This is a genomic window from Methylobacterium planeticum (assembly GCF_008806345.1).
GTDB lineage: Bacteria > Pseudomonadota > Alphaproteobacteria > Rhizobiales > Beijerinckiaceae > Methylobacterium > Methylobacterium planeticum.
On record NZ_VZZJ01000018.1, the window covers coordinates 25,156 to 41,222 of the forward strand.

20 protein-coding genes are annotated in these 16,067 nt (G+C 73.6%); 12 read left to right on the forward strand and 8 right to left on the reverse strand.

Features of this window, described 5'->3' with window-relative positions; translation table 11 throughout:
- Positions 1-3 precede the first annotated feature (3 nt).
- The 5 genes from F6X51_RS18710 (at position 4) to F6X51_RS18730 (ending at position 3,352) form a co-directional block, all read left to right on the forward strand.
- A complete protein-coding gene (locus F6X51_RS18710) occupies positions 4-498 on the forward strand; it encodes a DUF983 domain-containing protein (RefSeq protein WP_150965195.1) in 495 nt (164 codons plus the stop codon).
- Entirely contained in the window at positions 443-1,237 is a 795-nt protein-coding gene (locus F6X51_RS18715; protein ID WP_246696884.1) for an NUDIX hydrolase, read from the forward strand. Before F6X51_RS18710 ends, F6X51_RS18715 begins: the two co-directional genes overlap by 56 nt.
- Positions 1,238-1,419: 182 nt before the next feature.
- Positions 1,420-2,601 (forward strand): MFS transporter, encoded by a 1,182-nt coding sequence (locus F6X51_RS18720; protein WP_150965196.1) that lies wholly within the window; start codon positions 1,420-1,422, stop codon positions 2,599-2,601.
- Between the two features lie 109 nt (positions 2,602-2,710).
- The gene (gene rpmG, locus F6X51_RS18725) at positions 2,711-2,878 is read left to right on the forward strand and encodes a 50S ribosomal protein L33 (RefSeq protein WP_150965197.1); all 168 of its coding nucleotides are present in this window, start codon (positions 2,711-2,713) and stop codon (positions 2,876-2,878) included.
- A gap of 174 nt (positions 2,879-3,052) precedes the next feature.
- The gene (locus F6X51_RS18730; protein WP_150965198.1) at positions 3,053-3,352 is read left to right on the forward strand and encodes a hypothetical protein; all 300 of its coding nucleotides are present in this window, start codon (positions 3,053-3,055) and stop codon (positions 3,350-3,352) included.
- A gap of 74 nt (positions 3,353-3,426) precedes the next feature.
- Here the strand turns inward: F6X51_RS18730 and F6X51_RS18735 are convergent, their stop codons facing one another.
- Positions 3,427-3,681 carry a hypothetical protein gene (locus tag F6X51_RS18735; protein WP_150965271.1) on the reverse strand — a complete coding sequence of 85 codons (255 nt, stop codon included), beginning with the start codon at positions 3,679-3,681 and terminating at the stop codon, positions 3,427-3,429.
- Positions 3,682-3,836: 155 nt separating this feature from the next.
- Here F6X51_RS18735 and F6X51_RS18740 point away from each other — a divergent pair, with 155 nt between their 5' ends.
- Positions 3,837-4,040: a hypothetical protein gene (locus F6X51_RS18740; protein WP_150965199.1), complete on the forward strand. Its 204-nt coding sequence runs from the start codon at positions 3,837-3,839 to the stop codon at positions 4,038-4,040.
- Positions 4,041-4,096: 56 nt separating this feature from the next.
- On the opposite strand, the gene F6X51_RS18745 is transcribed toward F6X51_RS18740, so the two are convergent.
- Complete coding sequence (locus tag F6X51_RS18745) at positions 4,097-4,342, reverse strand: hypothetical protein (protein WP_246696885.1); 246 nt, start codon at positions 4,340-4,342, stop codon at positions 4,097-4,099.
- Between the two features lie 453 nt (positions 4,343-4,795).
- Between F6X51_RS18745 and F6X51_RS18750 the strand changes: the two genes are divergently transcribed.
- The 4 genes from F6X51_RS18750 to F6X51_RS18765 all read left to right on the forward strand — a co-directional run bounded on the left by F6X51_RS18750 (position 4,796) and on the right by F6X51_RS18765 (position 6,290).
- Entirely contained in the window at positions 4,796-5,005 is a 210-nt protein-coding gene (locus tag F6X51_RS18750) for a cold-shock protein (RefSeq protein WP_150965200.1), read from the forward strand.
- Positions 5,006-5,109: 104 nt separating this feature from the next.
- Complete coding sequence (locus tag F6X51_RS18755) at positions 5,110-5,472, forward strand: DUF6481 family protein (protein ID WP_150965201.1); 363 nt, start codon at positions 5,110-5,112, stop codon at positions 5,470-5,472.
- Positions 5,473-5,654: 182 nt separating this feature from the next.
- Positions 5,655-5,852: a hypothetical protein gene (locus F6X51_RS18760; protein ID WP_150965202.1), complete on the forward strand. Its 198-nt coding sequence runs from the start codon at positions 5,655-5,657 to the stop codon at positions 5,850-5,852.
- A 60-nt stretch (positions 5,853-5,912) separates the two neighbouring features.
- Positions 5,913-6,290 carry a response regulator gene (locus tag F6X51_RS18765; protein WP_150965203.1) on the forward strand — a complete coding sequence of 126 codons (378 nt, stop codon included), beginning with the start codon at positions 5,913-5,915 and terminating at the stop codon, positions 6,288-6,290.
- Between the two features lie 95 nt (positions 6,291-6,385).
- Here F6X51_RS18765 and F6X51_RS18770 read toward each other — a convergent pair whose 3' ends face one another.
- The 5 genes from F6X51_RS18770 to F6X51_RS18790 form a co-directional block, all read right to left on the reverse strand.
- On the reverse strand, positions 6,386-6,748 hold the full coding sequence (locus F6X51_RS18770; protein ID WP_150965204.1) for a hypothetical protein: 363 nt from the start codon (positions 6,746-6,748) through the stop codon (positions 6,386-6,388).
- A gap of 23 nt (positions 6,749-6,771) precedes the next feature.
- Positions 6,772-9,906, reverse strand: a complete 3,135-nt coding sequence (locus F6X51_RS18775; RefSeq protein WP_150965205.1) for an efflux RND transporter permease subunit — start codon at positions 9,904-9,906, stop codon at positions 6,772-6,774.
- Between the two features lie 7 nt (positions 9,907-9,913).
- Entirely contained in the window at positions 9,914-11,596 is a 1,683-nt protein-coding gene (locus tag F6X51_RS18780; RefSeq protein ID WP_150965206.1) for an efflux RND transporter periplasmic adaptor subunit, read from the reverse strand.
- A gap of 87 nt (positions 11,597-11,683) precedes the next feature.
- Positions 11,684-12,160, reverse strand: a complete 477-nt coding sequence (locus F6X51_RS18785; protein ID WP_150965207.1) for a hypothetical protein — start codon at positions 12,158-12,160, stop codon at positions 11,684-11,686.
- Between the two features lie 44 nt (positions 12,161-12,204).
- Entirely contained in the window at positions 12,205-13,380 is a 1,176-nt protein-coding gene (locus F6X51_RS18790) for an MFS transporter (RefSeq protein WP_150965208.1), read from the reverse strand.
- A 178-nt stretch (positions 13,381-13,558) separates the two neighbouring features.
- On the opposite strand from F6X51_RS18790, the gene F6X51_RS18795 reads away from it, so the two are divergent.
- Positions 13,559-13,807, forward strand: a complete 249-nt coding sequence (locus F6X51_RS18795; RefSeq protein WP_246696886.1) for a hypothetical protein — start codon at positions 13,559-13,561, stop codon at positions 13,805-13,807.
- Between the two features lie 510 nt (positions 13,808-14,317).
- Entirely contained in the window at positions 14,318-14,617 is a 300-nt protein-coding gene (locus tag F6X51_RS18800) for a hypothetical protein (RefSeq protein WP_246696887.1), read from the forward strand.
- Positions 14,618-14,626: 9 nt separating this feature from the next.
- On the opposite strand, the gene F6X51_RS18805 is transcribed toward F6X51_RS18800, so the two are convergent.
- Positions 14,627-16,000 (reverse strand): PleD family two-component system response regulator, encoded by a 1,374-nt coding sequence (locus F6X51_RS18805; protein ID WP_150965210.1) that lies wholly within the window; start codon positions 15,998-16,000, stop codon positions 14,627-14,629.
- Positions 16,001-16,067: the final 67 nt, after the last annotated feature.

Below are 16,067 nucleotides of genomic sequence, written 5' to 3' on the forward strand. Positions count from 1 at the left end.
AACATGCATCCTGACCTCGACGCGACCCGCCACGGCCCCGCCCGCACCGGACTGATCCGCGCCCTGGCGCGGGGCTTCCTCGGGCGCTGCCCGCATTGCGGGACGGGCAAGGTGTTCAGGCGCTTCCTCAAGGTGCGCCCCGAATGCGACGCCTGCGGGCTCGCGCTGCACCATCACCGGGCCGACGACCTGCCGCCCTACCTCGTCATCTTCCTCGTCGCGCACGTGGTCGGCTACCTCATCCTGGAGACCGAGATGGGCTACGACGTGCCGCTCTGGTTCCAGCTCAGCTTCTGGCCGGCCGCGACCCTCGGGATGGCGCTCGGGCTGCTGCAGCCCGTGAAGGGCGCCGTCGTCGGCCTGCAATACGCCCTTGGCATGCACGGCTTCGCCACGCTACCGAGCGGCGGACCCGCAGCGCCGCGGGGGGAGGAGCCGCGCCTTGGACCAGCCGACGAGCGAGCCACCGACACCCATCCCGGCCTCGGTCCCGCCTGAGGCGGGCGGCAAGCCCGCGCCGCGCGAGCCCGCGCCGCGCGAGGGCGCGCTCCGCAAGGCCGCGCTCCGCCCGCGCGACGCCGCGACCCTGATCCTGGTCGACCGGCGCGGGCGCGCGCCCAAGGTCCTGATGGGCCGGCGCAACCCGGCCCTCGTGTTCCTGCCGGGCAAGTTCGTCTTCCCCGGGGGCCGGATCGAGCTCGGCGACCGCCACATGCCGGTGACCGGGACGCTGCCCGACTACGCCGAGGCGGCGCTCGTGCGGCAGGTCACCCGCCCGCCGCGCCATCTCGGGCGGGCCCTGGCGCTGGCGGCGATCCGCGAGACCCACGAGGAGACCGGCCTCCTCGTCGGCACCCGCGCGTACGGCCCGCCCGAGGCGGTGCCGGCGGGCTGGGAGGCGTTCCGGGACCACGGGGTGCTGCCGGACCTCGAGGCGCTCCACCTCCTGGCCCGCGCCATCACGCCCCCCGGGCGGGCGCGCCGCTTCGACACCCGCTTCTTCGTCGCCGACCGGCGCGCGGTGGCGGCCGAGGAGCCCGGCCGCGTCGGGGCGGAGAGCGAGCTCGTCGAGCTCGCCTGGTTCACCCTGGCGCAGGCGCGCCGGCTCGACCTGCCGGGCATCACCCGGGCGATCCTCGACGAGCTGGAGGCGCAGATCGCCGTGGAGTTCGCCCCCTATCGCCAGATCCCCTACCACTTCATGCGGCACGGGACGCGCCGGCGCACGTTCCTCTGATACGGCGTCCGCTTGATCAGGGCGGACGGCCGTACCGGCAAGCCCGCGCGGCGTCCGCGCGAAGGCCAGATCCACCCTCCCGAAGGGATCGGCCGGATCTGGTATGACACCCCCTCCCCCGAGCGAACGGGCGACCGGCGAGGCCGCCGCGCCGCGGCGGCGCTCGCTCCCACATGTGGCCCATGCTCGACACGATCCCCGCCCCCACCCTCGACCGCGCCCGGATCGCCGCCATCACGGCGGCGATCACCTGCGTGGCGGTCGTCGGCATCGGCCTCAGCCTGTCGATCCCGCTCCTGTCGATCGAGATGGCCAGGATGGGCGCGTCGAGCACCCTGATCGGCGTCAACACCGCCGTCTCGGGGCTCGCCAGCATCCTGACGGTGCCCTTCGTGCCGCGGCTCGCCGCCCGCATCGGCGTGGTGCCGCTGCTGCTCTGGGCGATCGGGATCGGGGCGGCCTGCCTCGTCGGGTTCCGGCTCCTGCCCACGATCGGCTGGTGGTTCGTGCTGCGCTTCGCCTTCTCGGCGGCGCTCGGGGCCCTGTTCGTCCTGTCCGAGTTCTGGATCAACGAGGCGGCGCCCCCCGCCCGGCGCGGCCTCGTGATGGGGATCTACGCCACCGTCCTGGCGCTCGGCTTCGCGGTGGGGCCGACGCTGCTCGCGGTCCTCGGCACGCAGGGCTTCGCGCCCTATCTCGCGGGCGCCGTCCTGTTCCTCGCCGGCATGCTGCCGATCCTCATGGCGCGGGGCCTCTCCCCGGCGATCGCGCAGGGACCGGGCCGGCGCTTCGCCACCTACCTGCGGATCGCGCCGGCCGCGACCCTCGCGGCGCTGGTCTACGGCGCGGTCGAGACCGGGGGCTTCGCGATCCTGCCCCTCTACGGCCTGCGCCTCGGCTACGACGCGGAGACGGCGGCCGGCCTCGTCAGCGCGCTGGCCCTCGGCAACGTGCTGTTCCAGATCCCCTTCGGCTGGCTCGCGGACCGGATCGACCGGCGCGTCGTCCTGCTCATCGCGGCGGCCGGGGGCGCCCTCGGGGCGGCCCTGATCCCGGCGGCCTCCGCCTCCTTCCCGGTCCTCGTCGGGCTGCTCTTCGCCTGGGGCGGCATCGCCGGCACGCTCTACACGGTGGGGCTCGCCCATCTCGGCGCCAGCGTCCGGGGCGCCGACCTCGCGGGGGCGAACGCCGCCTTCGTGGTGCTCTACAATGTCGGCCTGATGCTCGGACCGCCGCTCATCGGCGGCGGCATGGACCTCGTGCCGCCCCAGGGCTTCGCCTGGACGCTGAGCGCCCTGTTCGTCCTCTACGGCGCCGTGGTGCTGTGGCGCCTGCGCGGGCCCGCGGCCATGGCCCGGCCTTGACGCGGCGGCCCCGATCGGGCATTGACCCGCCCGTATTCGGCCGGGCCCTCCCGGCCCTTTTGCGTTTCGCTCTCATGCGGAATGCCGCACAGTTCAGGAGCGCCGCGCCATGGCCAAGGCCGTCACCGTCAAGATCAAGCTCATCTCCACCGCCGACACCGGCTACTTCTACGTCACGAAGAAGAACTCGCGCACCCAGACCGAGAAGCTCTCGATGAAGAAGTACGACCCCGTCGTGCGCAAGCACGTCGAGTTCAAGGAAGCCAAGATCAAGTAACCGGCCTCCGGTCCCTCGACCGAGACCCGAGAGCCGCCCCCGCCCGGGGCGGCTTTTTCGTGGCCGGGGCACGCGATTTCGCCGCAGGCGCGTCGGGGCCGGGGCCGGGCCGCGGCGGGAACGCCGGGCGGGCTCCTCCGTTGAGGCTCGACACCCTCGCCCCTGGAGAACCGCATGAAGTTCCTCACGACGCTCGCCGGCGCCGGCGCCATCCTGATGCTGACCGCAGCCACGGCCCTGGCGGCCCCCTGCGCCACCGGCACCACCACGAACGCGCAGGGCGCGAAGGCGGCGGATACCAGCTCCAACGTCGATGGCGGCGCGACCGGCAAGGTGAGCCCGGGGGCCAAGGCCGAGTCGCCAGGAACGGTCGGCGCGCTGAACAATACGGGCGCGAACACGCAGCCGGGCTCGGGCGAGAAGAAGCCGCCGGCGGGCAAGACCATCCAGGGCCAGAACAGCGACGATTGCTGACCTGCGCCTGCCCGGCCGGGTGCCCTCGAGCCTCCGGCCGGTCCCGCGGGCGATCCCGCGGGACCCGGAGGCGATCAGCTGCCCTGCAGGCTCTCGGCGAAATCCTCCGGCACCTCGCCGAACTGGTCGAGGATGGTCGCGCTCTCCAGTTCGCCGGTCTCGTCGTCGGCCACGATCCTGAGCGCGGCGGTGCCGGGCATCCGGGCCGACATGGCCTCGGCCTTCTTGCGGGCGCCGCTCTCGGTGGGCGCCAATTCCCGGTCGCCGGGCACCAGGCGCTTGCGCTTGATCACGAAGGTCTGGACCACGAAGGTCGTCCGCATCGCCATGGTGGCGCCCGTGTCCCTTGTCGCGCCGGTGAACCGCTCCGGCATCGGCAGGTCGGAAGCCGCCCGGTGGACCGGCGGCGGATCGGCGGCGGCAACGGTTGAACCGCTCGCGCCCCGCGCGCTTCTATAGGACCCGGCAGTGCCAGGAGCGAGCCATGATTGAGCCGGACGAGGCGGACGTCCTCGCGCGGGCGAAGCGCACCTTCATCGCCAAGAACCACGACGACCGGGCCTGGGATGCGGCCTTCACCGAGCGCGAGGCCCGGGAAGGCCACAGCGTGCTGTGCCTCACCGAGGCGGAGCGCCGGGAATACCTGGATCAGGCCCGGCACGAGCTGCGCAACGGCGCCGAGCCCTGAGACCCGGCTCGGGACTCGCTGAGAGGTTCAACGAGAACCCGGGACCCCGTCCGGATTCAGGGGCTGCGCAGCCCCGGCGGGTGCGGCATCAGGCTCGCGACCCGCACGGTCAGGCGCACCGCCCGGATCGCCTCCGTCGTGCGCCTGGGCGCGCCCGCGGACAGGGATTCGGTCTCGAGATCGGTGAGCTGGTCGATGATCCGCCCCTGCTCGGGCAGCCCGGGCTCCTCCGGGATGCGGGCCACCAGCGTGATCAGCCGGCGCAGGATCGGGCAGGGTCCCGGTGTTTGGGAATTCGGCACGGGTGGCTCCAGGGGCCGGGACTGGCCGTTCGGGCGGATCGTCCGGTCAGCGCGCGCCGTCTCCGGAGACGGGTCGGGCTGCCGCAGGTCCACCGGGGTCAACGCCGGGCCGGGCGGTATGGTCCCGCCTGCCCGGCGGGCGGCCGGGATCGGGCCGCAGCCGGGACCATGCCCGACGCTGCCGCAACCTGGATGACGAACCGCGAAAATTCACAAAACAACGCTCAAATTCAGCGCAATCCATCCGGTTTTTTCATGTTTTTCGATCCGCTGTTGTAAATATCGTCTCGATGGCGTAGAAAGCACCGATCGATTTTTGGCCAGATCTCCGGCCGTATCGCCTGAGCAAGGCGCGCGCTCTGCATTTCTCCCACATGTCGAACATCCGTGAACGAGCGCGCGCTCCGCATGCGCTCGTCCGATCCTATTGCCGACGAATATACGGAAATATCCATGAGCACCGGAACTGTTAAGTGGTTCAACGGAACCAAGGGCTTCGGCTTCATCCAGCCCGACGACGGCAGCAAGGATGTGTTCGTGCACATCTCGGCCGTCGAGCGCGCCGGCATGCAGAGCCTGAATGAGGGCCAGAAGGTCTCCTACGAGATGGAGACCGACCGTCGCACGGGCAAGCAATCGGCCGGGAGCCTGCAGGCCGCCTGAGGCCCGCTGCCGCCGAACCGAGCATCGAAGCCGTTCCTTCCGGAACGGCTTCATCTGTTTTCCAACCCGGCGCGAATCGGACGCCGCGTGAACAAGGATCCTGCGTGAGCCAATTCAAAGAAAACCAGCTCGTCGATCGTCTGGAGACCGCCGCCAAGGCGCGTGAGGCCCTGCTCGCCCGCTTCCGGGCCCGCCCGCCCGCCGACGATCCGGTCCTTCTCGCCCGCCAGGCCGAGCGCCGCGCCGTCATCCAGGCGCGCGAAGTCCGGGCCAACGAGCGGGAGAAGCTGAGACTCGCCGACGAGGCCCGCCTCAAGGCCGAGACCGAGGCCCGGCGCGAGCAGGAGGCGGCCGAGATCGCCCGGATCGCCGCCGAGAAGCTCGAGAAGCAGGCGGCCCTCGCGGCCGAGCAGAAGCTCGCCCGGGATGCCCGCTTCGCGGCCCGCAAGGCCCGCGCGCGCCGCTGACACGGTCCTCCACGAGGATGTCGGCGCGCCGGGTCCGATCGCGGCCCCGCGCCCCGGACATCCTCGCCGGCGGGACTTTTTTCAACTGGGACGCCCCAGAATCGAAGCCGCGTCCGTCCCCGACGGCCACGGCACCCGGCCGCTCAGACGCGCGCCAACCGAAGGCCAGGAAGGACGGCTCCATGTCTCACAAGTTCAAGATCGGCCAGCAGGTCCGTCAGTCGAAGATCGGCTACGCCGACGACAAGACCGCGATCGGCGGCGTGTTCGAGGTGGTCCGGCTGATGCCCGAGGACCGCACCGGCGAGCCCTTCTACCGGATCAAGTCGGCCACGGGCGAGCGGGCCGTGCGCGAGGGCGAGATCACCCTCGTCTCCTGAGACCGCGCCCTGCGTCGTGCGGCCCGGCAACCGCCGAGGTCGCCGGACCATAGGAACCTGATGCAGCACGCCGAACGCCTGCCCCGCGCCGTCGTCGCGGAGGACGAGCCTCTCCTGCTGCTCGAGGCGGCCGACATGCTGCACGACGCGGGCTTCGAGGTGTTCGAGGCCTCGACCGCCAACGCCGCCCTCCGGCACCTCGAGGAGCAGGGCGGCGTCACCCTGCTGTTCACCGACGTGCGGATGCCCCCCGGCACCATGGACGGGTTCGCGCTGGCCCGGGCGGTGGCGGAGCGCTGGCCGCACGTCACCATCGTGATCTGCTCGGCGATCCCCCGGCCCGACGACCCCTCCGACCTGCCCGGGGACGCGCATTTCCTCGGCAAGCCGTTCCTGTCGAGCCAGATCCGCAAGATCGTCTCGGGCCTGCGCGCCTGACGGCCCCCGGGGCGGCCCCGGCGAGGCTTGCGGTAAGCCGTGCGCCAGTCAGCCATCGGATCGTCGTCTGTCTGTCCTGTCGGGTCGGTCGTGGCTCAGCGGAAGCTGCCGCTCGCGGTGGCGCCGTCCGGGGCGGTGATCTGCACGGCGCCCCTGGGACGCTCCCCCGGCGCCAGCGCCGCCCGGCCGCTGAGGCGGTTGCCCTCCGCCGGCACCAGGGGGATGCGGGCGGGCTTGCCCGCGACGACGAGGATCGCGGTGCCGCGGAACCCCGCGACCGGGACGGGGGCCTCCCGGGCATCCGAGAGGTAGACGTCGACCCCCTCCGGCCGGGTCACGAGCTCGACGTGGAACACCCCCGCATCGGCGACCCGGCCGCCGTGCCGCCCTGCGGCCTCGTGGCCTGACGCCGGCAGGGTCCATAATCCGGCCGCGAGGGCGAGCGTGGTCGTGCGCATGGGATCGATCTCCGGGTCGGGTTTCAGAAGGCGGTGGAGGCGCGCGCGGCGCCCGGCGGGCGTGGGCTGGCGCGCGCCTCGGCGCGCAGGCGCTCCAGCGGCCCGGCGCCGAAGCGCAGGACGAGGATCGGGGTCAGCACGGCGTCGAGGAGGGTCGCGCTGACGAGGCCCCCCGCGATCGTCACGGCGACCGGGTGCAGGATCTCGGTGCCGGGGGCGTCTCCGCCGAGGCAGAGCGGCACCAGCGCCACGCCGGCCGAGAGCGCCGTCATCAGCACCGGCGCCATCCGCTCCAGGCTGCCGCGGATGACGAGGGCCGGCCCGAGCGGCTCACCCGCCGCGAGGGCGAGGTTCAGGATGTGGCTGAGCTTGAGGATGCCGTTGCGGGTCGCGATGCCGGTCAGCGTGACGAAGCCGATCATCGCGGCGACGCTCAGGGGCTCGCCCGCGAGCCACAGGGCCAGCACGCTGCCGATCAGGGCGAGGGGCACGTTGACCAGGATCACGAGGGCGAGGGCCGCGGAGCGGTAGCGGCTGACGAGCACCGCGAAGATCAGCGCGAGGGAGAGCCCGGCGAGCGCCGCGATCGTGCGGGCCGCCTCCTCCTGCGCCTCGAAGGTGCCCTCGAGCCGCGCGGAGATCCCCGGTGGCAGGTCCGCGCCCGCGATCTCCCGGCGGAGCCCCGCGACGAGCGCCGCCCGGTCGGCGCTGCCGTCGGTGTTGGCCAGCACCACGAGGCGGCGCCGGCCGTTCTCCCGCAGGATCTGGTTCGGCCCGTCGGTCTCGCGGATGTCGGCGATCTGGCGCGCCGGGACCCAGCCGGAGGGCGTCTCGACCAGAAGGTCGCCGAGCCCGTGCGCGGTGCGTGCCGCCTCGGGCAGGCGCAGGACCACGTCGAAGCGGCGCTGGCCGTCGAGGAGGGTCGAGACCACGCGCCCGTTCGAGAGGCGGCCGATCCCCTCGACGAGGGCGGCCGGCTGGACGCCGTAGAGGGCGGCGCGGGCGTAATCGACCCGGACCTCCAGCTGCGGCACGCGGACCTGGCGCTCTACCTGCAGGTCGGCGAGGCCGGGCAGCGCCGCGAGGCGCCCGCGCAAGATCTCCGCGGCCCGGCGCAGGGCGTCGAGATCCTCGCCGAAGAGCTTGACGGCGATTTCGGCCCGCACGCCGGACAGCATGTGGTCGAGCCGGTGCGCGATCGGCTGGCCGACATTGACCCCGAGGGGCAGCACCGCGAGGCGCCGGCGGATCTCGGCGGCGATCTCGGCCCGCGGGCGTCCGTGCGGCCGCAGGGCCACGTCGATCTCGGAGGAATGGACGCCCTCGGCGTGCTCGTCGAGCTCGGCCCGGCCGGTGCGCCGCCCGACCGAGGCCACCTCCGGAATCCCGAGAAGCAGGCGCTCGGCGATCAGGCCGACGCGGTTGCTCTCGGTGAGGGAGATGCCGGGCTCGAAGGTGGTGTTGACCGTGAATGAGCCCTCGTTAAAGGGCGGCAGGAAGGCGCGGGGCAGGCTCCAGGCCGCGATCCCCGCCGCCACGACCGCGGCGGCGACGCCCCCCAGCACGAGGCCCTGGCGCCGGAACGCGACGGCGAGGCCGGCGGCGTTGAGCCGCCTCAGCCCCCGGATCAGCCCGCTCTCCGGGGCTTCGAGCCGCTTCAGGCCGGGCAGCAGGAGGGAGGCGAGCACCGGCGTCAGCGTCACCGAGACCGCGAGGCTCGCCAGGATCGCGATGATGTAGGCGAGGCCGAGCGGCGCGAAGAGCCGGCCCTCGATCCCCGACAGGGCGAAGAGGGGCACGAAGACGAGCACGATGATCAGCGTCGCGTAGACGATGCCCGAGCGCACCTCGCTCGAGGCCTCGACCACGACCGCGAAGACGGGGCGCGGATCGCCCGCCGCCCGGTTCTCGCGCAGGCGCCGCAGGATGTTCTCGACGTCCACCACGGCGTCGTCGACGAGCTCGCCCACCGCGATGGCGAGGCCGCCGAGCGTCATCGTGTTGATGGACAGCCCGAGGAGGTGGAAGGCGAGGATCGTGGTCAGGACCGAGACCGGGATCGCCGTCAGCGAGATCAGGGTCGTGCGCGCGCTGAGCAGGAAGGCGAAGAGCACGACCGCCACCACGGCGACCGCCTCGGCGAGGACCCGCTCGACGTTGCGGATCGAGGCCTCGATGAAATCCGCCTGCCGGAACAGGATGCGGTCGGCGCGGATGCCGGGCGGCAACGCCCCCGCGGCTTCGGCGAGCGCCGCCTCGATCGCGCCGGTGAGGCGCAGGGTGTCGATGTCGGGCTGCTTCTCCACCGAGACGATCACGGCGGGTCGCCCGCCGAAGCCCGCATCCCCGCGCGTCACCTTCGCCGCATAGGCGATGTCGGCCACCTGGCCGAGGGTGACGGGGGCCTCCCCGCGCCCCGCCACCACGAGGCCGCGCAGGTCGTCGAGGCTGAGGCTGCGGCCGATGTTGCGGATCAGGTACTCGCGGGCCTCCCGGTCGGTGAAGCCGCCGCCCGCATCGGTGCCAAACTGCGCCAGCGCCGCCTCCAGCCCGGCCTGCGTGACGCCGAGCGCGCGCATCGCGGCCGGGTTCGGGCTCACCCGGAACTGGCGCACCGCGCCGCCGATGGGGATGACCTGCGCCACCCCGGGCACCGCGAGGAGGCGCGGGCGCACCACGAAATCCGCCGCCTCGCGCAGCGCCATCGGGTCCGCGGTCTCGCTCGTCATCGCCACGAGGAGGATCTGCCCCATGATCGAGGAGACCGGCCCCATCTGCGGGCTCACGTTCGGGGGCAGCTGGTCGCGCACGAGCGCGAGGCGCTCGGCCACCTGCTGGCGGTTGCGGTAGGTCTCGGTGCCCCAGGCGAACTCGACGGTGACGATCGAGAGGCCGACGCCCGAGACCGAGCGCACCCGGGCGACGCCGGGCAGGCCGATCATCCGGGTCTCGATCGGGACGGTGACGCGGCTCTCGACCTCCGGGGGCGCGAGGCCCTCGGCCTCGCTCATGATCGTGACGGTCGGCCGGTTGAGGTCGGGGAGGACGTCGACCGGGAGCCGGCCCAGGGCGAGCGCGCCGGCGAGGACCAGCACCCCCGCGAGCGCCAGGACGAGGAGGCGGTTGCGCAGGGCCTGCGCGACGACGAACCCGAACATCGCCGCCTCACCGCACCTGATCGAGGAGCTCGGCCCCCTCGGTCACGATCCGGCGGCCCGGCCCGATCCCGCCCGAGACCAGGACGCGGCCGGCATCGAGCGGCTCGACCCGCACCGCTCGCGCGACGAAGCGCTCGGGCCCGACATGCTCGTAGACGACGTCGCCGCCCGCGCCCCGGACCACGCTGGCCCGCGGCAGGGCGAGGCCGCGGCGCGTGCCCTCGGCCGCGGCCTGCACGGTGACGAACTGGCCGAGCCGCAGGCCGCCCGCTCCGCCCAGGATCGCGAACTGGACGGGAACCGCCTGGTTGCGGTCGGCGAGGCCCGCGCCCCGATAGGCGAGGTCGAGGCTGCGCCCGTCGGGCAGGCGCGCGCTCGCCTCCTCCGCCGGCCCGGGAGCGTCGAAGCTCAGGGCCTCGACGAAGAGCCGGTCCGGATCGACGATCTGGAACACCAGGGTCCCGGGCACCGCCATCTGCCCGGCGACCGCGGCGGCCTGCGCGATGACGCCGTCCACCGGGGCCACCAGGGCCTCGGGCTCGCGCCGGATCCGGTCGAGGGCGCCGCGCCGGTCGCGCAGCCCGGCAAGCTCCGCCTCGGCGTCGTCGAGCTGGGTGCGGGCGACGGCCCCCGTGACCGCGAGGCGGCCGTAGCGCTCGACGCGGCGCTCCACGATGGCGATCTGCTGGTCGAGCTCGCCCTGGCGCTGGCGCATGTCGGAGACGTCGACCGCCTGGATCGGAGGCGTCACGGTGGCCAGGACCTCGCCCCGGCGCACCCGCGCGCCGAGGTGCGGGAAGGCCCCGGAGGCCGGCGGCGACAGGCGGCCGCCGACGGAGGATTGCACCACGCCGCTCGCGTTCGGATCGGGGATGATGCGGCCCGGGAGTTCGAGGCGCCGCCGGACGGTGGCCGGCGCCGTCAGGACCGTGCGCAGGACGAGGAGCCGCTGCGTCGGCTTCGGCACGAAGAGCGAGCCGTCGGGCAGGCGCCGGGCGCTGTCGGCGGGCGGCGGCGCCGCATCGAGGAGGGCCGCGCCCCGGTCCGGCGCGTCGGCCCGACCGTCCTGCGCCTGGGCGCGCGTGACGAATGCCAGGGTGAGGCCGAGGGCGAGGAGCGCCAGGGCCGGCCCGGCGCGGCGCGCGCGCAGGGCGAGCATCGCCAGCATCCCGAGGACGAAGGCCCCCGACGCGGTGGCGACGAGGGCAGGATCGCGCCCGGCGAGGCGGCCTGCCACCCCGTCCGGGGCGGAGGGCCGGGCGCCGGACAAGGCCGGCGCCGCGGAGGGGACGGTCACGCCGAGGCTCAGGACGTCGACGGTCTCCCCGGCGCTGACCGTCGCCAGGATGTCGTGGCGCCCGGGCCGGTCGAGCCAGGGGGCGGGCAGCCGGTAGGTCCCCTCCCCGGCCGGGGCCGCCCAGCGGCTGCCCTCCGGCGTCTCGATCTCGATCCGCGCGTCCAGCACGGGCGCGTTCGTGCTGAAGCGGTCGAGGTGCAGGATCAGCGCGCCGCCGTGGGCCACCGCCACAAGTTCGAAGGCCTCCGAGACCGCCTCGCCCCGCGGCGCGACGGTGGCCGGAAGCGGCGGCGCGGCGGCGTGGTCGTGACCCTCATGGGCCGGGGCCGGCCCGGCGAGACAGGCGGCGGCGAGCCACCCCGCCCCGAGGGCGGCGGCGAAACGGATCGGCATGGATCGGGATTCCTCGCGGTCGAACACCGGATTCCGCGCCGGGACCGGGCGGAATCCGTCAGCGGCGCGCCGTGCGGCGCGCGTTCGTCACGCGAGGGGTCTTGGTGGTTCCGGCAGGGTCTCGGGGCCGAGGCCGCCGCGGGCGGGAGCCTCGCGGGGGCGGCGCGCCACGTGCCGGCCCCCCCGGGGAGGCAGGATCGGGGCGCCGGTCAGGATGCCGGTGGCGCAGCAGGCGAGCGTGCCGCAGCAGGCGTCGCGGCAGGCCCCCGGACAGCAGGCCGCGCCCTTCGTCGGCGCGAGCGAGGCGAGGGCGGCGACGGGCACGGTGGCCTTGCCGGACAGGAAGGGGCCGGGCGCGAAGAGATCCGGCGCGGACTCGCCCGACGTGAGCTTCGGGCGCATCGCGACGGCGGCCGGCGCCGCCCGCGTCTCCGCCGCCGCCGCCGGAGGGGCGTGGTGGTGGGCATGGCCCTCGTGCGCCTCGACCGCGCCCGCGCCGAGCGCGGCGACGATCATCACGATCATCGTCGCCAGCAGGCGCGCGAGGGGTCGGGCAAGGTTCATGCGCCCACGGTAGCGCATCTCGCGCGGGCGGGGAATATCGGGCCTCACCGGGCACGCCAGAGCAGGCCGACGAGACCGAGATTGGCAAGCGCGAGCACGACGAGGAGCCCGAACAGGGCATCGGGCCCGCCCCGCGCCAGCACGACGGCGCCCAGGGTCGGGGCCAGGGCCTGCGCCACCAGCCCCGGCCGGGCGAGGCGCCCGACCAGGGCCGCGTAGCGCTCCGGGCCGAACAGGGCGAGGGGCACCGTACCCCGGGCGATCGAGTAGATGCCGTTGCCGGCCCCGTAGAGCATCAGCGCCAGGGCGACGGCGGGCAGGCCCGCGGCCAGCAGGGCGATGCCGAGCGCCACGAGGCTCATGGCCGCCGTCAGGGTCCAGAGCGGGTGGTGCCGGCCGCGCCCCGCCATCTCGACCACCCGCGCCGCCACCTGCGCGGGGCCGATCAGCGCCCCGAAGGAGACCGCCGCCGCGAGCGCCACCCCGCGGGCCTGCAGCAGGCTGAGGAGGTGGACCGAGAGCAGGCTCATCACGGTGCCGCCGAGGATCAGCACCCCCGCAAAGGTCAGGAAGGCGCGCCGTTCCGCCGGCGCGAGGGCGATCCCCGGCGCGAGCCCCGCGCCCGGCCCCGTCTCGACCGGCGGCACCGCCGGGACGGCGAGGAGCACCAGCGGCAGCGACACGGCGAGTTGCAGCCCCGCATAGGTGAAGCAGGCGCCCCGCCAGCCCCCGTGCTGGACGAGGAAGGCCGAGAGCGGCCAGCTCACCGTGCTGGCGAAGCCGCCCCACAGGGTCAGGGTGGTGATGGCCGGCCGCGCCTCCGCCCCGTAGAGCCGCCCGAGGGTGGCGAAGGCGGGGTCGTACAGGCCCGTCCCCATGCCGAGGCCGAGCAGGATCCAGGCGCCGACGAAGACCGGCAGGGCGGGGGCGAGGCCGAGGAGCACGAGCCCCGCCGCCATGACGAGGGCCGAGAAGGCCAGGACCGGCCGCCCGCCCCGCCGCCCGATCCGGGCTCCGACGCGGGGCGAGACAAGCCCGGCGACGAGCAGGCCGAGGGAGAGGCCGCCGATGATCCAGACCGTCGGCCACCCCGTCTCCGCCGCGATCGGCCCCGCCAGCACGGCGAGCAGGTAGAAGGACGAGCCCCAGGACAGGATCTCGAACACCCCGAGGGCGCTGATGACCGCGAGGCGGGAGCGGCCGCGGGGATCGGGGGTCATGAGGCCTGCGGTTCCCGGAGCGAGATTCCCGAGCCGGCAAACCGCCTCGGCGCGGCCCCACCCTTAACCCGGCCGGCCCTGACGCCCCAACCCTTCCGGAACCCGATCCGGCCCCCGCCCGTTTGCGGGTCTTCACCTTCCCCGAACCGTCCACTCGGATCACGAGAGGAGATCGATCGTGAAGCAACGCGCATTCCTGATGAGTGCCGGCCTCGGCGCCGCCCTGCTGCTGGCCCCCTCGGCCCAGGCCTACGAGTGGGGTGGCGGCTCCTGCGTCGGCTACGGCTGCGTCCGTGCCCTGCACGAGGACGGGTATCGCCCGGCCCGCGCCTATCGCTACGAGGAGCGGCGGCCGGACGTGCGGATCATCGAGCGCCGCCGCGACCTGCGCGACGCCGAGGATTGGGACGAGGACGAGGAGGATTGAGGGTCCGCGGTCACCGGATCCCTCGATCCTGTGATCCGATGCGATGCCGGCCCGATCCGTCCGGGCCGGCTCGACCGGCGCGGCGTTGCGGGCAGGCCGCGCTGAGGACCGGTGCGGATGTCCTGCAACGCGCGCGCGGATCACCGCGCGACCGGGCTCCGCATGTGCGCTCCGTCACCACGAGAAATCGGCCCCCATGCGACGCAATCTCGGCGCAACGGTCGTTCGCTCGGAACGGCGGCGTCGCGGGCCTCGGGGCCGGTGGGAGGGGCGCATGGTAACCGACATGCAATTTCGGCGGATCTGCTTCGTGGTCTTCGCCATGGGGCTCGCCACCGCGCCGCTCCTGAACACGCTGCTGCCCTGAGCCGGCGCCCCGCCCAGCGGGTTTGCGCGTCGTCGCGTTGCGCGTTGCCGATGGGCCGTCCTTCCGCCTAGGCTCAGGCGGAGAGGCCGCGGAGGGCGGGCGAGGCGATGGCGGAGAGACCGGGCCCCCGTCGGGAGCCGAGGATGGGCGGATTGTCCCTCCACATCCTGCCGACCGCCGGCACGATGATCGGGATCTGCACCACCCTGATCGGGCTCGTGAAGATCGCCGAGGCGCAGATCGGCCCGAGCCATGTCGACGAGTATTTCGGGCTCGCGGCGCTGCTGTTCCTGGCGAGCGCCCTCGCCTCCTACCTGTCCATGCGGGATCTGACCGGCAACCGCCTCGGCGCCAGGCTCGAGCGGGTGGCCGATCTCTGCTTCATGGCCGGGCTGATCACGCTCTCGGTGATCTCGCTGCTCTTCGCCTACGAGACGATCTGAGGCCCCGCCTCACGCGGCCTGCGCCTCGACCCGGTTCCGGCCCGCGGCCTTGGCGCGGTAGAGGGCGAGGTCGGCCCGCTTGAGCATGTCGCCCGCCGTGACGTCGGCGGGATCGCGCACCGCCACCCCGATCGAGACCGTGACGCCGACGCTGCGGGTCGCGCGCTGCACCGAGAAGGGCAGCATCTCGATCCGCTCGCGGATGCGCTCGGCGATGAGCTGCGCCTCGGGCAGCCCGACCTCGGGCAGGATGATCACGACCTCCTCGCCGCCGTAGCGGGCGACGATGTCGATGCCGCGGGTGTGCAGGCGGATGCGCTCCGCGAAGGTGCGCAGCACCTCGTCGCCCGCCTCGTGCCCGAAGGTGTCGTTGATCGACTTGAAGCGGTCGATGTCGAGGATCAGGGCCGCCACCGGGCGCTGGCGCATCACCGCCTCGCCGAACAGCGTGCCGAGATGGCTGTCGAGGTAGCGCCGGTTGTGCAGGCCCGTGAGCCCGTCCGTGACGGCAAGCTCCATCGACGCCTGGACGGCGCCGCGCAGCACCTCCGAGAAGCGCTTGCGGCGCACCTGGGTGCGCACCCGGGCGACGAGCTCGTTCCGGTCGACGGGGCGCAGCAGGTAATCGTGCACGCCGAAATCGAGGCCGCGGACGATCCGGGCCCGGTCGTGCGGCTCGGCCAGCATGATCAGCGGCACCGTCCGGGTGCGGTCGAGGGAGCGGAGCTGGCTGCACAGGCGCAGGCCGTCGAAGCCCTCGAGGTCGAGGCTGACCAGGATCGCGTCGAAGGGCGCGTCGGTCGCGGTCAGCAGGGCCTGGTGCGGGTCGGCCTCGACCGTCACGACGTGGTGCTGGCCGAGGGCGGCGGCCATGCGCTCGGCCGAGCCGCGCCGGTCCTCGACCATCAGGACGCTGGCGTTGAGCCCGGTCTCGGCGGTGGCGACGGCGAGCGGGTCGCCCATGCCGAAATCGCGTGACGCCATGGCGCGGCTGCGCAGCTCGTCCGTCACCGCCTTGAGGCGCACGAGGCTGCGCACCCGGGCGAACAGGGCGGTGTCGTCGACGGGCTTCGTCAGGAAGTCGTCGGCGCCGGCATCGAGGCCGCGCAGGCGGTCCGAGGGCTGGTCGAGGGCGGTGACCATCACGACGGGCAGGTGGGCGGTGACGGGGTTGTTCTTGAGGTGGCGGCAGACCTCGAACCCGTCCATGCCGGGCATCATCACGTCGAGGAGGACGATGTCGCAGAGGCCCTTCTCGCAGATCGCGATCGCGTCCGGCCCGTTCATGGCCGCGATGACGTCGAAATATTCCAGCGAGAGCTTCGTCTCGAGGAGCTTCACGTTGGGAAACAGATCATCGACGATCAGGACACGGGCCGACATCGTTTCTCGCGTTCAAGTTGCGTAACGACGAGTCCGACCCGTTGTGCGAGCACAGACTATCAACCGA

Bases quoted from the DNA above. Each gene is read 5' to 3' on its own strand.
- F6X51_RS18710 (WP_150965195.1), top strand. From the start codon at position 4: ATGCATCCTGACCTCGACGCGACCCGCCACGGCCCCGCCCGCACCGGA.
- F6X51_RS18720 (WP_150965196.1), top strand. From the start codon at position 1,420: ATGCTCGACACGATCCCCGCCCCCACCCTCGACCGCGCCCGGATCGCC.
- rpmG (WP_150965197.1), top strand. From the start codon at position 2,711: ATGGCCAAGGCCGTCACCGTCAAGATCAAGCTCATCTCCACCGCCGAC.
- F6X51_RS18730 (WP_150965198.1), top strand. From the start codon at position 3,053: ATGAAGTTCCTCACGACGCTCGCCGGCGCCGGCGCCATCCTGATGCTG.
- F6X51_RS18735 (WP_150965271.1), bottom strand. From the start codon at position 3,681: ATGGCGATGCGGACGACCTTCGTGGTCCAGACCTTCGTGATCAAGCGC.
- F6X51_RS18740 (WP_150965199.1), top strand. From the start codon at position 3,837: ATGATTGAGCCGGACGAGGCGGACGTCCTCGCGCGGGCGAAGCGCACC.
- F6X51_RS18750 (WP_150965200.1), top strand. From the start codon at position 4,796: ATGAGCACCGGAACTGTTAAGTGGTTCAACGGAACCAAGGGCTTCGGC.
- F6X51_RS18760 (WP_150965202.1), top strand. From the start codon at position 5,655: ATGTCTCACAAGTTCAAGATCGGCCAGCAGGTCCGTCAGTCGAAGATC.
- F6X51_RS18765 (WP_150965203.1), top strand. From the start codon at position 5,913: ATGCAGCACGCCGAACGCCTGCCCCGCGCCGTCGTCGCGGAGGACGAG.
- F6X51_RS18770 (WP_150965204.1), bottom strand. From the start codon at position 6,748: ATGCGCACGACCACGCTCGCCCTCGCGGCCGGATTATGGACCCTGCCG.
- F6X51_RS18775 (WP_150965205.1), bottom strand. From the start codon at position 9,906: ATGTTCGGGTTCGTCGTCGCGCAGGCCCTGCGCAACCGCCTCCTCGTC.
- F6X51_RS18780 (WP_150965206.1), bottom strand. From the start codon at position 11,596: ATGCCGATCCGTTTCGCCGCCGCCCTCGGGGCGGGGTGGCTCGCCGCC.
- F6X51_RS18785 (WP_150965207.1), bottom strand. From the start codon at position 12,160: ATGAACCTTGCCCGACCCCTCGCGCGCCTGCTGGCGACGATGATCGTG.
- F6X51_RS18790 (WP_150965208.1), bottom strand. From the start codon at position 13,380: ATGACCCCCGATCCCCGCGGCCGCTCCCGCCTCGCGGTCATCAGCGCC.
- F6X51_RS18800 (WP_246696887.1), top strand. From the start codon at position 14,318: ATGGGCGGATTGTCCCTCCACATCCTGCCGACCGCCGGCACGATGATC.
- F6X51_RS18805 (WP_150965210.1), bottom strand. From the start codon at position 16,000: ATGTCGGCCCGTGTCCTGATCGTCGATGATCTGTTTCCCAACGTGAAG.